At 72.8% G+C, this 15860-nt stretch carries 13 protein-coding genes; 7 read left to right on the forward strand and 6 right to left on the reverse strand.

What is annotated here, in order from left to right:
• Positions 1 to 7 precede the first annotated feature (7 nt).
• A complete protein-coding gene (locus AB0F72_RS05255) occupies positions 8 to 466 on the reverse strand; it encodes a winged helix-turn-helix domain-containing protein (RefSeq protein ID WP_360426044.1) in 459 nt (152 codons plus the stop codon).
• A gap of 314 nt (positions 467 to 780) precedes the next feature.
• On the opposite strand from AB0F72_RS05255, the gene AB0F72_RS05260 reads away from it, so the two are divergent.
• A complete protein-coding gene (locus AB0F72_RS05260) occupies positions 781 to 1158 on the forward strand; it encodes an ankyrin repeat domain-containing protein (RefSeq protein ID WP_360425446.1) in 378 nt (125 codons plus the stop codon).
• Here the strand turns inward: AB0F72_RS05260 and secA2 are convergent.
• The 3 genes from secA2 to AB0F72_RS05275 are packed head-to-tail and all read right to left on the reverse strand — an operon-like array spanning position 1142 to position 5564.
• Positions 1142 to 3433 (reverse strand): accessory Sec system translocase SecA2, encoded by a 2292-nt coding sequence (gene secA2, locus AB0F72_RS05265; RefSeq protein WP_360425449.1) that lies wholly within the window; start codon positions 3431 to 3433, stop codon positions 1142 to 1144. The genes AB0F72_RS05260 and secA2 overlap by 17 nt on opposite strands.
• 57 nt (positions 3434 to 3490) lie before the next feature.
• Entirely contained in the window at positions 3491 to 4588 is a 1098-nt protein-coding gene (locus tag AB0F72_RS05270) for a zinc-binding alcohol dehydrogenase (RefSeq protein ID WP_360425451.1), read from the reverse strand.
• Entirely contained in the window at positions 4581 to 5564 is a 984-nt protein-coding gene (locus tag AB0F72_RS05275) for a Gfo/Idh/MocA family oxidoreductase (RefSeq protein WP_360425454.1), read from the reverse strand. Before AB0F72_RS05275 ends, AB0F72_RS05270 begins: the two co-directional genes overlap by 8 nt.
• A gap of 184 nt (positions 5565 to 5748) precedes the next feature.
• Here AB0F72_RS05275 and AB0F72_RS05280 point away from each other — a divergent pair, with 184 nt between their 5' ends.
• The 6 genes from AB0F72_RS05280 (at position 5749) to AB0F72_RS05305 (ending at position 12352) form a co-directional block, all read left to right on the forward strand.
• Positions 5749 to 6747, forward strand: coding sequence for a glucosyl-3-phosphoglycerate synthase (locus AB0F72_RS05280; RefSeq protein ID WP_360425457.1), 999 nt, complete (start codon positions 5749 to 5751; stop codon positions 6745 to 6747).
• Between the two features lie 8 nt (positions 6748 to 6755).
• Positions 6756 to 7871 (forward strand): glycosyltransferase, encoded by a 1116-nt coding sequence (locus AB0F72_RS05285; RefSeq protein WP_360426047.1) that lies wholly within the window; start codon positions 6756 to 6758, stop codon positions 7869 to 7871.
• 66 nt (positions 7872 to 7937) lie between these two features.
• Positions 7938 to 8678, forward strand: a complete 741-nt coding sequence (locus AB0F72_RS05290) for an ATP-binding protein (protein ID WP_360425460.1) — start codon at positions 7938 to 7940, stop codon at positions 8676 to 8678.
• Positions 8675 to 9703, forward strand: a complete 1029-nt coding sequence (locus AB0F72_RS05295; protein WP_360425463.1) for a chemotaxis protein CheB — start codon at positions 8675 to 8677, stop codon at positions 9701 to 9703. Before AB0F72_RS05290 ends, AB0F72_RS05295 begins: the two co-directional genes overlap by 4 nt.
• Before the next feature lie 21 nt (positions 9704 to 9724).
• A complete protein-coding gene (locus tag AB0F72_RS05300) occupies positions 9725 to 11563 on the forward strand; it encodes a CheR family methyltransferase (protein ID WP_360425466.1) in 1839 nt (612 codons plus the stop codon).
• A gap of 57 nt (positions 11564 to 11620) precedes the next feature.
• On the forward strand, positions 11621 to 12352 hold the full coding sequence (locus AB0F72_RS05305) for an ATP-binding protein (protein ID WP_360425469.1): 732 nt from the start codon (positions 11621 to 11623) through the stop codon (positions 12350 to 12352).
• Between the two features lie 43 nt (positions 12353 to 12395).
• Here the strand turns inward: AB0F72_RS05305 and AB0F72_RS05310 are convergent, their stop codons facing one another.
• Both AB0F72_RS05310 and AB0F72_RS05315 read right to left on the reverse strand, forming a co-directional pair.
• A complete protein-coding gene (locus tag AB0F72_RS05310; RefSeq protein WP_360425472.1) occupies positions 12396 to 13535 on the reverse strand; it encodes a SigB/SigF/SigG family RNA polymerase sigma factor in 1140 nt (379 codons plus the stop codon).
• Between the two features lie 129 nt (positions 13536 to 13664).
• Positions 13665 to 15788: a hypothetical protein gene (locus AB0F72_RS05315; RefSeq protein WP_360425475.1), complete on the reverse strand. Its 2124-nt coding sequence runs from the start codon at positions 15786 to 15788 to the stop codon at positions 13665 to 13667.
• Positions 15789 to 15860: the final 72 nt, after the last annotated feature.

Raw genomic sequence — 15860 nt, forward strand, 5'->3', positions numbered from 1 at the left:
TCAATGATCACTCGTGCGGCAGGACGGTTATGTTCGCGTCGTCGGCCAGCCGGTAACCGACACCGTAGACCGTCGTGATCGCCGGGACGTTCGCGCCGAGCTTGAGCCGCAGCCGCCGCACGTGCACGTCCACGGTCCGCTCTCCGGCCCGCTCGTAGCCCCAGACGGCGGCCAGCAGCTGCGTGCGGGAGAAGACCCGCCGGGGCCGCTCGGCGAGGTACAGCAACAGATCGAACTCCAGCCGGGTGAGCGGCAGCGCCGCACCGTCGAGCAGGGCCTGCCGGGAGCCGGTCAGCAGCCGCACCTCGGGGCCGGCGGCGGACGGTGGCTCGGCCGGCTCGATGGCGGCGGCCGGCTCCACGGTCACCGTGCCCTTGCTCAGCTCGACCAGCTCGCGGACGGCGCTGAGCAGTTTGTGCGCCTGTGGCGAGACGGCGTCGCCGGTCAGCGGAATGGCCAAGGTCACGGTCAGCGCCGGCTCGGCGGGACGGCGGCCCGGGCCACGGCCCGGTCCGGCGGAACGGCGATCGGCACGCGGCGACAATGCGCTGCCCGGCATTGATTCATCCCCCAGAATTTGCTGCGGCAAGCGAATACAACTGATCACTGTGCGTAAACGCGGACGATATTTCCCTTCCGCCGGTTCGCGGGTCAAGTCGCCAACCACACTGTGGGAAAGACGTTCCATATTGTTCATCGTCACGGAAACGTATTCCGGTAACGCTTTCTTGCAACCTCATTAAAGATTGCCGAACGGCATGCACGGGTACGCACACCGGCGTGGCTGAGCTTGACGAAGAGACCCTGGCGTTCGCGCACCGCATGTTCGATCTGGCACGTTCCGGTGACCCGGAACTGGCCGCCCAGGTGGCGGCCGGGCTGCCGGTGAACCTGACCAACGACAAGGGGGACACCCTGCTGATCCTGGCGGCCTACCACAACCACCCGGCCACCGTGACGGCCCTGCTGCAGCTGGGCGCGGACCCGGACCGGGTCAACGACCGCGGGCAGACGGCGCTCGGCGCGGCGGTGTTCCGGAAGAACCAGGAGACGGTGAACGCACTGCTGGCCGCCGGCGCGGATCCCCACGCCGGACGGCCCTCAGCGGTGGAACTGGCTGAGTACTTCAACCTGCCGGAGGTCAGCCTCCGGACGTGAGGCGGCGGCCCACGGCGGCGATGAGCCGGTCCAGCTCGGAGCCGAACGGGTTGTCGTGCACCAGGTACGTCCAGGTGGCGCTGGGCCGGACGATCTCGGCACGGTCGGGCTGCCAGCCGTCGGTGAGGTCGACCTCCTCGAACGTCTCGATGGTGCGCGCCTCGACCCGGGTGAGCAACTCCTGGAACGCCGGCACGGCGGCCCGGTGGAACTCGTCCAGCGGGTCCAGCTTGCCGAGGGCCCGCAGGTGCACGCCCTCCCGGACCTCGGAGAGGAACGCGAGGTGGTCAGCCCAGAGCCGGTCCAGGTGGTAGAGGGCGATCGCGCGGGCCGCGTCGGAGAGGACGTCCTCGTCGGTCTCCTTCGCCTTCTCCGCCGATTTCTCCAGCAGCATGATCGCGGCGACCTCGGAGGTGAGCAGCCGCTCCCGGCGCTCGGCCAGCAGCAGGCGCTGCTGCTCGATGATCTGGCTGTACCGCCAGGTGTTGCGGTGGATCTCGTAGTTGACGCCCTCGGCGACCCGCTGGGCGTGCTCGACCGCGTAGTCCACCTGCGGGTCGTGCACCACGCCGTCCATGTCCATCCGCGGCGAGGACGGGACGATGTCACCGGCGTGCCGGGTGACCAGCTCGTCCTCGAGGCTCACGAAGAAGACCGAGGCGCCCGGGTCGCCCTGCCGGCCGGCCCGGCCACGGAGCTGGTCGTCGACCCGGCGGCTGTCGTGCCGGCCGGCGCCGATCACGTAGAGGCCGCCGAGCTCGACCACCCGCTCGCGGTCGGCCTCGTCGCTGCCGCCGAGGCGGATGTCGACACCACGGCCGGCCATCTGGGTGGAGACGGTGACGGCGCCGAGCGCGCCGGCCTCCGCGATGATCGCGGCTTCCTCGGCGTCGTTCTTCGCGTTCAGCACGTTGGCGGGCACGCCGGCCTCCGCCAGCTGGCGGGCCAGGGTCTCCGAGGCCTGCACGTCCAGGGTGCCGATCAGCACCGGACGGCCCTTCTCGTGCGCGATCTTGATTTCCTCGACCAGGGCCTCGTCGCGCGTGTCGTGCGCCGAGTAGATCCGGTCCGGGTCGTCCTCGCGGATGTTCGGCGTGTTCGGCGGGATGACCGCGACCTCGAGCTTGAAGTACTCCCGGAGCTGCTCGCCGACGTGCACCGCTGTCGCGGTCATGCCGCAGACCGTCTTGTAGAGCGCGATGAACGCCTGCACGGTGATCGTGTCGAGGACCTCGCCCTCGGCGGTCGCGGACAGGCCCTCCTTGGCCTCCACGGCCGCCTGCAGCCCGTCCGGCCAGCGGCGGCGCTGGGCGACCCGGCCGCGCATCTCGTCGATCAGCTCGACGCCGCCGTTGCGGACGATGTAGTCGACGTCGCGGCGCAGCAGCGCGTGCGCGTGCAGCGCGACGTTCAGCGCGGAGAGGTGCGCGACCTGCTCGTCGGCGTAGAGGTCGATGCCGCCGAGCTCCTCCTCGAGGTGCTTGAGCCCCTCGTCGGTGAAGGCCACGCTGCGGCCGTCGTCGGCGGCCTCGTAGTGCTTGCCGGCCCGCAGCCCGCGCATCAGGGCGGCGGCCTCGTGCACCGGGTCGCTCTCCACCGCGGTGCTGCCGGCCAGGACCATCGGCACCCGGGCCTCGTCGATCAGGATCGAGTCGGCCTCGTCGACGATGGCGGTCGCCAGGTCGCGCTGCACCCGGTCGGCCACGTCGGTGACCAGCTGGTCGCGCAGGTAGTCGAAGCCGGCCTCGCTGACCGAGACGTAGGTGACGTCCGCCGCGTACGCCTCGCGGCGCTCCTCCGGCGTCATCAGCTCGGTCACCCAGCCCACGGTCAGGCCGAGGAGCGTGTAGATCGGCTCCATCCAGGTGGCGTCCCGCTTGGCGAGGTAGTCGTTGACCGTGAGCACGTGCACCGGGCCGTGCCCGAGGCGGGTGTGCCCGTACGCCGCGAGGGTCGCGGTGAGCGTCTTGCCCTCACCGGTGGCCATCTCGGCGACCCGGCCGTCGAGCAGCGCCATCGCGCCGAGGAGCTGGACGTCGTACGGCCGCTGACCGATCGCCCGCCGGGCTGCCTCGCGGCCGATCGCGCAGATCTCCGCGTAGTCGTTCGCCTCGCGCGCCGCGTCGGTCAGCGCCGCGTCGTCCAGTTCCTTCAGCGCGTCCTCGCGCGCCTCGATCGCGCCGAGCCGCTTCGACAACGGCGCGAGGTCCACCGTCGTGCCCGGGCGCTGCAGAAACTTCCGGACACGGCTCTTCAACCGCTGCGACACTCCCATGGCGCGCAACGGTACTTCATTTCCGCCCCTCTCAGGCGGCGGACCTCCGCCGGGCCGTCAGAAGGAGAGCACCACCTGCAACTCCTGGCGCTTGCGCTCGGCGAGGTCGCTGAGGACCGCGGGCCCCTCGGCGAACGGCACGACCGCTGTCACCAGGTGTTTGCGGATCGCGTCGCCGTCGGCGCGGAGCAGGTCGAGGGTGGCGGCGGAGAGCCGTTCCCGGTCCCAGGAGTGCGCCAGGCCGCGCGGCACCCGGCCGATCTGCGCGCAGCGCACGCCGAGGCCGTTGTGGTGGAACTCCTCGCCGAGCCGGACCTCGTCCGCGCCGCCCGGGTAGAACGCCAGGTCGATCACGGTGCCCTGGGGCCGGAGCAGGCGCAGACCCAGATGCAGCGCGGCGGCCTGGCCCCGGCACTGGAAGACCACGTCGGCGCCGCGGTCGCCGTCGGCGTGCCGCCAGCGGGTCTTGAGGGTGACCGCCGGGTCGTCCGCGTCCGGGCCGCTGTCCAGGGTCTCCAGACCGAGGGCCTCGGCGACCGCGCGACGCTGCGGCGTGGGGTCCAGCACCACCACCGAGGCGGCCCCGTGCTGGCGGGCGAGGAGGGCGGTGAGCAGGCCGACCACGCCGGCGCCGACGACCGCGACCCGGGCGCCGAGGACGCCGTCGCCGAGCGAGCGCACCGCCGGGCCGAACCGGTCGGCCGCCGCGTGCAGCAGGCCGTTCGCGCAGATCGGGCCCATGTGGGCGGCGTAGATGCCGAGCAGCGGGTCCAGCCCGTCGGGCAGCACCACCACGCGGTCGCGCAGGGGATCACCGACGTAGCCGGTGCGGTGGCCGTAGGTCATCGCCACCACCGTCCCCTCCCGGTAGGCCGGCGTGCGGCTCTCCTGGATCCGGGCCACCTCCATGTACCCCAGCCGGTTCACCGGGTAGGCCTGCTCGGGCGGCGCGCCGAACAGGCCGAGCGCGGTGTCGAAACCGGCGTGCAGCGCCGGGTTGGTGCCCTTCAGGAACGTCAGCTCGGTGCCGGCCGAGATGCCGCTGAACAGGGTGCGGACCCGGAAGCCGCCGTCCGGGACCGCCTCGCCGGGAACCTCGGCGATCTCGACCCGGCCAGGCGCCGCGACGATCAGGTTCTGCTCCTTCTCAGACACGCGCGGCCTCCGGGTGGGGCACGGCGATCGGGCGGCCGGCGGCCACCGACTCGGCCACGGCCAGGGCCACCTCGTGGGTACGGAGGGCTTCGGCGTACGGGACACGGACGTCCTCCGCCTCACCCCGCACCGCCGCGACGAACGCCCGGTCGACAGCGGTGTGCGCGCTCACCGGATCACAGGTGATCACCTCGGCGCCGTTGCCGTCCCGGACCACCAGCTCGCTCTCGGTCAGCGCCAGCGCCAGCCCGTCCGCGTACACCTCCAGGCCGGCCCGCTGCTTCCAGCCCAGCACACAGGTGGCCGCCAGCGTCCCGACCGCGCCGGAGGCGAACCGCAGCACCGCGGTGGTGGCGCCGTCCACATCGGCGTCCGGGGCCTCCGGTGGCGTCCCGTTGCCGTAGGCGAACACCTCGTCCACCTCGCCGCCCAGGTGCCGGGCCAGGTCGATGACGTGGGCCGCCTGCTCGACGACCGGGCCGCCGGACTTCTCGGCACGCGCCCACCAGGCGACCGGGGGCACCTTGTCGAGCCAGGCGCCACTGATCAACCGGATCGGCCGGCCGGCGAGCAGCTCCCGGGCACGCTCGACGACGGGCAGGTACCGCCAGTGGTGGCCGACCGCGGTCAGCAGGCCACGCTGTGCGACGAGATCGGCGATTTCACGCGCCGTGTCTCTATTGATCGAAATGGGCTTTTCCACAAACATCGGCAGTCCGGCCGCGACTACCGCACGCTCGGCGTCACCGTGCGCGAACGGCGGCACGCAGACGTAGACGGCGTCCGGACCGGATTCGATCAGGTCCGCGACGCTGCCGTACACCTGCGCGCCGACGTCGCCGGCCAGGCGCGCGGCGGCCTCCGGCACCACGTCGGTCACCCCGGTGACCTGCGTGTCCGGCAGCCCGGACAACACCCGGGCGTGCCGCTGCGCCACCCCTCCGGCGCCGATCAGACCGATTCGCGTCATCGTCACGTGCTCCCCGTCCGTCATACAGGTCAGTTGCGGACCGATGGATATCCCGACGCCCAGATCCCAAACTCTCCACGGAGGAGCACACCTCTGCGCATTCGTTCGGTAACCGACCGGAAAGATTGGTAAAGCCGCGTACTGGGAAAGGCTGGGCCCGCCGGAAGATCGCGAACTTGGGGGAACGCTGATGTGGCATTCGCACGAGACCGCCTCACCGATCGTCGAGGCGTGGACGACATATCGGACCGGCCGGGCGTCACAGTGGACAGCCCGGCAACTGGCCGCCGCGAAGAAGGGCGCCGGGGTGAGCGTGGTCATCCCGGCCCGCGACGAGCAGGCCACCATCGGCGCGATCGTCGCCACGATCCGCCGTGAACTGATCGAGAAGGTCCCGCTGGTCGACGAGATCGTCGTCGTCGACTCCCGCTCCACCGACGCCACCGCCACGGTGGCCCGCCGGGCCGGCGCCCGGGTGGTCAGCCAGGACCGGCTCACCCGCGGGCTGCCCCGGATGGAGGGCAAGGGCGACGCGCTCTGGGCCGGGCTGGCGGCCAGCACCGGGGACGTCGTCGCGTTCGTCGACGGCGACCTGCGGGAGTTCTCCGCGCACTTCGTCACCGGGCTGCTCGGGCCGCTGCTCACCGAGCCGGACGTGGAGTTCGTGAAGGGCTTCTACCACCGCCCGCTGGTCGGCCCGGCCAGTGTGGAGACCGACGGTGGCGGCCGGGTCACCGAACTGGCCGCCCGGCCGCTGCTCAACCTCTTCTTCCCGGAACTGGCCGGATTCGTCCAGCCGCTCGCCGGCGAGTACGCGGGACGCCGCCGCACCCTGGAACGGATCCCGTTCGTCTCCGGCTACGGCGTCGAGGTGGGCATGCTGATCGACCTGGTCGACCTGGTCGGCCTGGACGCGCTCGCCCAGGTGGACCTCGGCGAGCGCAAACACCGCCACCAGGGCACCGAGGCGCTCGGCCGGATGGCCGCGCAGATCATGGTGACCGCTTGGTCCCGGATGCACCGCCGCGGCCTGGTCACCGACCCGATGCCGCCGTCCACGCTGCTCACCCAGTTCCGCCGCGGCGTCGGCGACGCCCTGCCCAACCTGGACCGGCAGATCGCCGTCACCGACACCGGCGTGACCGAGCGTCCCCCGCTGGCCTCGCTCGACCGGGCGGTGGCCGCGTGAAGGTGCTGATGAACGCCGGCCCGTGGCTGCCGGTCCCGCCACCCGGCTACGGCGGCATCGAGAACATCGTCGCCGCGCTCGTGCCCGAGCTGCGGCGGCTCGGCGTCACGGTGATCCTCGCCAGCGTCGGCGAGAGCACCCTCGAGGCGGACGGCCGGGTGTCGATCTTCGACCGGGGGCAGTTCGACGCGATCCAGCGGCCGTACAACCAGGCGGTCGGCGTGGTGCAGGCACACCAGCACGCGGTGGTGCGGGCGCTGCGCGAGCACGGCGACATCGACCTGATCCACGACCACGTCGAGGCGGCCGGGCTGGTCACGCTCGCCACGCTCGGCGGCGACGCGCCGCCCGGCCTGCAGACCCTGCACTGGGACCTGCACAAGCATCCCGAGCTGTACGGGAGCTTCGACGGCGGCGGCCGGGTGTTCGTCAACGGCGTCTCCGCGTCCCAGCTGGCCCGGGCGCCGCAGGCCCTCCGGGACCACGCGATCGGGCACGTCCACCTCTCCACGCCACTCGCCGCGCAGCCGCCGATCGAGGTGTCCAAGGGCTCCTACGCTGTCGTCCTCGGCCGGATCAACCCGGGCAAGGGACAGGATCTGGCAGCCCGGCTCGCGCACACGCACGGGTTCGATCTGGTGCTGGCGGGGCCGGTCGGACCGTACCGGAACGCGGCGGAGCTCGCCGCCGCGGAGAGTGACCCGGCCGCCCAGCTCAACCCCGACGTGATCTTCTGGCGGGAGAAGGTCGCGCCGCACGTGGACGGCACGCGGGTGCGCTGGATCGGCACGGTGACCGGCCGCGACCGGGACCTGCTGGTGGCCGGGGCCCGCGCGGCGCTCTTCCCGCTGCGCTGGGAGGAGCCCGGCGGCACCGCCGTGGTGGAGTCGCTCGCGCTCGGCACCCCGGTCGTCGGCATCGCGCGGGGATGCTTGCCGGAACTGATCGAGGAGGGGACGACCGGCCTGCTCACCGACTCCGAGGAGGCGCTCGGCGAGCTGGTCGGCAAGGCCGTCACGGTCGATCCGCGGGACTGCCGGGCCGAGGCCGAACGCCGGTTCACCCCGGCGGTGATGGCGCAGGGGTACCTTTCCCTCTACGAACGGATCCGGAACCGGACCTGACGTTTGCCGGGCACCGGCCGGGGGCACCTCCAGCACGACATACGCGTAAAAGGGAGGCGGGACCGCATGCCCAGCCAGCTCGTGTGCCGGCCGGAGCGGGACCTCCCGGTGGCGGTGCTCACCGTCGGCGGGACCCTCGACCGGGTCACCGGCGACGCGCTGGGCACCGCGATCCGGCGCAGCCTCTCCATGTTTCCGGAACGGCTGCTGCTCGACGTGTCCCGGTTACGCATCGCCGACCCGCTCGCGCTCACCACGCTCGGCGCCGTGCTCTGCCAGACGGCGGAGTTCCCCGCGGTGCCGATCGTGGTGTGCGGGGCCGACCGGGCCACCCGGGACACCCTCGCCACGGCGCCGGACTGCGCCGGCCTGGAGATGGCCGGCGACTGTGCCGCCGCGCTCGCCGAGGCGGACGCGGCGCCGCACCCGCCCGGCATCCGGGTCCGGCTGCGCCCGGTTCCGGAGGCCTGCCGCCAGGTGCGCCACCTGGTCACCCAGGCGTGTGCCGCGTGGCACCGCTCGGACGCCACCGCGACCGCCGCCCTGGTCGCCACCGAGCTCGTCGCCAACGTGGTCCGGCACGCGCACACCACCATGCAGTTCACCCTGGGTTTGCGGGACGGGCGGCTCACCATGGCGGTCCGCGACGGCAGCCTGCGCATGCCACGCGCGCTCGACCCGTCGGTCACCGACGCGGGCGGGCGGGGCCTGCGCCTGGTCCGGGACCTCACCGACGCCTGGGGCGTGCTCCCCACATCTGGCGGCAAGGTGGTCTGGACCCAGCTCGCCACCGGAGCCGCCGGATGACCGGAGAACATCGGGATGTGGTCGCGGTCGGCGCCTCCGCCGGCGGCGTCGAGGCGCTGCGCGCCCTGGTCGCCGGCCTGCCACCGGACTATCCGGGTGCGCTGCTCGTGGTTCTGCACGTCCCGCGGGACGCGCCGAGCGCGCTGCCCCGGATCCTCAGCCGCAGCGGGCCGCTGCCGGCCTTCCTGGCAGAGGACGGCGAGCCGGTGCAAGCCGGCCACATCTACGTCGCACCCGGTGATCATCACCTCCTGATGCTCGACGGCCACCTGCGGCTCAGCCGCGGGCCGGCCGAGAACGGCCACCGTCCCGCCATCGACCCGACGTTCCGTTCGGTGGCGCGGGCCGTCGGCCGCCGGGCCATCGGCGTGGTGCTCTCCGGATCCCGGGACGACGGCGCCGCCGGTCTCGCCGCGATCGCCCGCCGGGGCGGCACGACCCTGGTGCAGGACCCGGGCGACGCCCTGCACGCGTCGATGCCGCGGGCCGCGCTCGACCAGCTGGATCCGGACCACGTCGCCCCCGCCGCCAAGATCGGTGGCCTTATCGCCGGGATCACCGCCATGGAGCTAGAGCCGGCGACACCGCCCGAAGCCGACCCCGTCCTCGACGCCGAGGTCGCCGCGGCCGACCTGTTGCCGATCACCAGCGACAAGCTGGCCCCGCCCGCCGGGTACGGCTGCCCGAACTGCGGCGGCAGCCTGTTCCTGATCGAGGAGCGCCCGGTCCCCCGGTTCCGCTGCCGGGTCGGGCATGCCTGGTCACCGGAGAGTCTCCTGGACGAGCAGGCCGAGGCACTGGAGAGCGCCCTGTGGATGGCCCTGCGCGCGCTGGAGGAGAAAGCCGCGCTGAGCCACCGGATGGCCGCGAGCCGGCCCGGGCGGCCGACCGGCGCCCGCTTCCTCGCCATGGCCGAGGACGCCGCGTCGGCCGGCACGACCCTGCGCGGTCTCATCGCCCAGCTCGGCTCCACCGCGCACACCGACCACGACCTCCTGGTGTCCGACGTGACCGATCCGCGCTGACGTACGGTAGCGTCCCGAGTCGTGCAAGGTACCGACCCGAACTTCGAGGCACTGCTGGCATATCTCAAGGAGGCCCGCGGCTTCGACTTCACGGGGTACAAGCGGTCCAGCCTGATGCGCCGGGTCAACCGGCGGATGAGCCAGGTGCAGGCCGCCGACTACCACGAGTACCTGGACTACCTCCAGGTCCACCCGGACGAGTTCACCGCGCTCTTCAACACCGTCCTGATCAATGTGACGGCGTTCTACCGGGACGCCGACGCCTGGGACTACCTGCGCTCCGAGGTCCTCGAGCCGATGGTCGCCGCCCGGCCGGCGGAGTCGACGATCCGGGTCTGGTCCGCCGGGTGCGCCTCCGGCGAGGAGGCGTACACCCTCGCGATGGCGCTCGCCGAGCTGCTGGGGCTGGAGCAGTTCCGGCAGCGCGTGAAGATCTACGCCACCGACGTGGACGAGGAACAGCTCAACGAGGCACGCCAGGCGTCGTACGGTGAGCGCGAGGTGCAGGCCCTGCCGCCGGAGATGGTGGAGAAGTACTTCGAGCCGGTCAACGGCAGGTTCGTCTTCCGCAAGGACCTGCGCCGGTCGGTGATCTTCGGGCGCAACGACCTGGTGCAGGACGCCCCGATCTCCCGGATCGACCTGCTCACCTGCCGCAACACGCTGATGTACTTCAACGCCGAGACCCAGGCGAAGATCCTCGGCCGCTTCCACTTCGCCCTGGCCGAGACCGGCGTGCTCTTCCTCGGCAAGGCGGAGATGCTGCTCAGCCACTCCGGCCTGTTCAGCCCGATCGATCTGAAGCGGCGCGTCTTCCGCCGCGTCCCGCGTTTCTACGCCACGCCCGGCGTGGCCCTGCCCGACCGGCCGGAGCCGGTCACGACCGGTGGAACCAGCCTGGACGAGCTGCGCGGCGAGGTCTTCGCGGCGAGTCCCCTGGCCCAGCTCGCGCTCACCCCCGACGGCACCGTCGCGCTCTCCAACCGGCAGCTGGAGAGCCTGTTCGGTGTCTCGTCCCGGGACATCGGCCGGCCGTTCCGGGACCTGGAACTGTCCTACCGCCCGGTCGAACTGCGCCGCTTCATCGAACAGGCCCAGATCGAGCGGCGACCCGTGCGGGTCAGGGACGTCGACTACCGCCGCGGCGCCGACTCCGTCCACCTCGAGGTGGAGATCATCCCGCTCAGCGGCGCGGACGGCAGCCTGCTCGGGGTCGACGTGATCTTCCACGACGTGACAGCGTCCCGCCGCCTCCAGGACGACCTGGAAGCGGCGAACCAGCAGCTCGAGGCGGCGTACGAGGAACTCCAGTCGACGAACGAGGAGCTCGAGACGACGAACGAGGAACTCCAGTCCACGGTCGAGGAGCTGGAGACCACCAACGAGGAGCTCCAGTCCACCAACGAGGAGCTGGAGACCATGAACGAGGAGCTCCAGTCCACCAACGACGAGCTGCAGACCATCAACGACCAGCTGCGGATCAGCACCGGCCAGCTGGACGAGGCGAACGTGTTCCTGGAGGCCGTGCTGACCAGCCTGCAGGCCGGCGTCGCCGTGGTCGACCCGGATCTGCGGGTCCGGATGTGGAACCGGCGGGCCGAGGATCTCTGGGGGCTGCGCTCCGGCGAGGTGATCGGGCAGCATTTCCTCAACCTCGACATCGGCCTGCCGATCGACCAGCTGCGGCCGCTGCTGCGCGGAGCGCTCGGGCCGGGTGGCTCCTCCGCCGAGACCAAACTCGAGGCGGTGAACCGGCGCGGGCGGCCCATCACCGTACGGGTAGCGTGCACCCCACTCAGCCGCCGCGACGGCGGTCCGGGCGACGCCGACGGGGCCATCGTGGTGATGGAGACCGCCTGACAGTTTTGTTCTGTCCGGGCGGGGGTATGCGGCGGTCCTCAGGGAAGGGCGGAAACCATGGCGGTCCACTGCGAGGTGCACCCCGAAGGCCAGCGCCTGACCGTGGCCGTGAACGGTCTGCTACGGCTCAGCGACAGCGTGCCGCTGCGCGAGAGGCTGCTGAAGTGTCTCGCCGAGCAGCCGGAGGCGCTCCTGATCGACCTCGGCGGCCTCCACGTGGACCAGCCGCTGGCACTCTCCGTCTTCACGGCGATCCTCCAGCAGGCCGCCCGGTGGCCGGGCACCCCGGTCCTGCTCCACAGCCCGCCACCACGCACCCGGGACCTGCTGATCAACGGCGCCTACCGGCAGCTCCCGCTCGTCGCGGACCGGGCGGCAGCCGAGGCCCGGCTCAGCGACGAGCGCCTCGTCATCCCGCAGATCCGGGACGACCTGCTGCCGGTGAGCGGCTCCACCCGGCACGCCCGGGACGTCGTCACCGACGCCTGCCTGCGCTGGGACCTGCCGGACCTGGTGGCGCCGGCCAGCCTGATCGTCACCGAGCTGGTGGCGAACGTGATCGACCACGCGCACACGATGATGGCGCTGCGGGTCTCGCTGCGAAAGCGGTATCTGAACATCGCTGTCCGGGACGGATCGGCTGATCCGCCGGAGCCGGGCGGGCCGCATCAGCCGCACTCGACGCACGGGCGCGGGCTCCTGCTGATCGACTCGATGGCGTACACCTGGGGCTGGCTGCCGACGGAGAGCGGCAAGGTGGTCTGGGCCGCCCTGCGCCGCGAGCCGTAGGCCCGCGGCGCGCTCTCCCGTCACCCGCTGCCCGTCACCGCTGTCAGCAGCGGCGCAGTACCGCCTCCAGGCCGGAGACCGCCAGAACCCGGGCGACGTACGGCTGGGCGCCGCTCACGCACAGATCCACCCGCGCCTCGCCGGCCGCCCGCACGGCCTCCACCAGCACCGCGACACCGCCCGCGTCGACCAGCGGCACACCGGAGAAGTCCACCACGACAGCGCCCGGCCCCGACTCGATCGCGTGCCGCAGGCCGATCCGCAGACGGTCCGCGGTGTCCCGGTCCACCTCGCCGCGGACCCGCACCACGATCGCCGCGTCCTCGTCCTCGACCAGCACCTGCATGCCGTGGTGCTGCGACGCCCGGGAATCGGCGCCCTCCCAGCGCGGCAAGGTGTCGCTGAGCATCGCCTCCCGCAGCCAGGCCAGCGCCCGGCTGAGCAGCCGGGAGACGTGCATCTGGGAGATGCCGAGCTCGGCGGCGATCTCCGCCTGGGTCCGGTTGCCGTAGAACCGCATCGCCAGCATCCGCCGTTCCCGGGCCGGGAGGCGCATCAGCAGGTCCGTCACGGTCAGCTTGTCGGTGACCGACTCCAGGTCGCCGTCGACGTCGCCGAGCAGATCACCGAACTCGGCCAGCCCGTCGCCGGTGACCGGCGCGTTCAGCGAGGCCGGAGAGTAACCGGCGGCCGACTCCACCGCCTCCAGCACGGCGGCTTCGCTCACCCTGAGGTGGGCGGCGAGCTCCGGGACCGTCGGGGTACGGGCCAGGGCGCTGGTCAGCACGGTCGAGGCGTGCCCGACCTCCAGGCTGAGATCCTGCACCCGGCGCGGCACGTGCACGCCCCAGGTGCGGTCCCGGAAATGCCGCTTCAGCTCACCCGAAATGGTGATCACCGCGTAGGCCGTGAAGGAGCCGCGCTCCGGGTCGTACCGGTCGATCGCCTTCACCAGGCCCAGCCGGGCCACCTGCTCCAGATCCTCCAGGTACTCGCCGCGGCCACGGTAGCGGCGGGCGAGCCGGCCGGCGAACGGCAGGCAGTACCGGATCAGTGTCTCCCGCAGGGCGTCCAGCTCCGCGGCGCTCGCGGTCTCACGGCGCTCCGCGAACCGCGTCGCGGCGGCGTCGAGATCCTCGAGCGTGTTGTCGGCGGCTTCGCCGACGGTATTGCGCGAGGTCATATCAGGCCTTTCCAGGACAAAATCCTGGCCAGTACGGCACGCGTCTCTCCATCGGCACGCTAGTGCCCCGGCCACATACGCTCCAAACACCGTCCGCCGCCGGTGTGCCGCGGGCCGTCCATCGGCGTGTCATCGCTGCCGGTTCCGCCGGGAGGGCAGCCCGGACGGAGCGCCGTGCGGATCACCATCGCCCTCAACCCCGCCGGTCGCTGCCGGTTCGGCAGTCCCGGACGGCGCGACACTCCCGGCCGGCGCGACACTCCCGGACGGCGCGGCGGCGCGGCCCGGCAGCCCGGAGGAGGATTCCGGTGCGGCCGGCGGGTTGTGCTGGCCCATGTCGGGGGCTTGCAGCGGAGGGCGGCCGGCAGGGTTGTGCTGACCCATGTCCGGCGCCTGGAGCGGCCGTCGCTTCGGCGCGGCGCCCGAGCTGAGCCCCGCGCCCGGCTGGGTAGCGCCCGGCTGGATAGCGCCCGGCGCTCCGGTTGCGGAGGCGGGTGGCGCCCCGGGCGGCTGGTGCTGGCCCATGTCGGGGGCCCGCAGCGGTGGACGCTTGGGGGCGGCAGCCGGGGAGCCGGGGGTTGCCGAGCTCCTGGGCAGACCGGAAACCGACAGGCCGGAGGCGGGGGCGGTGGGCTCCTGCGGCGCGGCCGATGCCGTCGGCATGGAGGGGGCCGGAGGCATGGCCGGCGGCGGGGACATGGCCGGCGCCACTGGCATAGCTGGCATAGCGGGCATAGCGGGCATCTGCGGGTTGCCGAGCAAGGGTGCGGCGCTGGGCAAGGGTGCGGCGCTGGGCTGCTGACGGTCGGCTTCGCGGGCCATCATGGCGGCGGAGGGCAGGAAGGACGACGGTTCGGGTTCGCCGAGGGACGTGCTCGCGGCGGCCGGGATGCCACGCGGCTCCGCCGGGATGCCACGCGGCTCCGCCGGGAGGCCGATGCCGGGCTGCCCGGCCGGTGACGCGTCCGCCGGGCGGGGCGAGCGCGGGAATCTCGGGGCGTCGAGAGGGCTGTTCTGCTGGCTGTAGAGCGGGGGCTGCCGCATCAGCTCGTCCAGATCGTCGAGCGAGGGCATGGCCGCCGCGGGACCGCCCGGCTGTTCCGGGAGCGGCTCGCCGGGGCCGGGGGCGATTCCGGAAGCCCCGGCGCTGAGGCCGGAACCGAGGATCGGAGCGCCCGCGGACATGGCCGGACCCGGCGTGGCCGACCCGGACATGGCCGGACCTGACACCGACGGACCTGACACGGACGGGATGGACGCGGACGGGCTGGACGCGGACGGGCTGGACACGGACGGGCTGGACGGGGATGGACCGGTCTGGGAAGGGCTGGCCGGCGGCAGGCCGGACAGCGAGGACTCGGTTTCGGAAATGCCGGAGTAGGACGCGGAGACGCCCGGCTGAGGGGCGGGCTGTCCCAGCGGCGGGCCGGGCGGCGTCCGGGGCAGCGAGACCCCCGCGTCGAACCGTCCGCCGTCGCCGGGTCCAGCCGGGGCGACCGATCCTCCCGGACCGATCGATCCCGCCGGGCCGAGCGATCCCGCCGGGGCGAGGGATCCCGCCGGGATGGCCGGGCTCGCCGGGGCGGCGGATTCTGCCGGGGCGGAGAGGGCGGGCGTCGGGACCGGATCGCCGTGGCCCACCACCGTGCCGGAGGGCTCGTCATCGGTGGCGGGGAGCCGCACGGCCGAGTCGGCGATCGGGTTCCACGGGGGGCGGACGGTGGCGCTCTCCCCCGTACCCTCCGCAGTCTGATCCTCGCTCTGTGGCAGCCATGGCGGGGACGCCGGGTTCGGCACCGGCGGAACGACGCCGGACGAGGGCTGAGCCGGCGGCGGCCAGGTGAGGCCGGGACCGGCGGCCGGGGAGGTCGGCGGGCTCCAGACCGGGGGCGCCTCCAGGCCGGGCACCGCCCAGGGTGGAGTGACCGACGCTCCAAGATCCGGCGGCACAAGATCTGGCGGCACAAGATCCGGCGGCACAAGATCTGGCGGCGAAACCGGCGGCCGGGACATGGGCTGCGGGGAAACCGGCGGGGAAACCGGCGGGCGGGCCGCCGCTGTCAGGCCGGACTCCTCGGCCAGCCCGGCGGCGACGAGCACCTCGGCGGCCGACTGGGCGGTCCGGCACGGCAGGCGTTCGCCGCAGGCCGGGCATTCCGTGACGCCCGGGCCGCCGGTGTGCGCCTCGACCATCTCGCGCGCGGTGCGTGCCAGCACGCTCTCCGGTTTCACGTACGCCTTCGTCGACGCCACTGGACTCCGCCCCCCATCGGCGGGTCGCACCGGGTGCACGCGACCCGAGTCCAGTTCACCCCGCCGGGCGTC

It is taken from the genome of Actinoplanes sp. NPDC023936 (assembly GCF_040639325.1).
GTDB lineage: Bacteria > Actinomycetota > Actinomycetes > Mycobacteriales > Micromonosporaceae > Actinoplanes.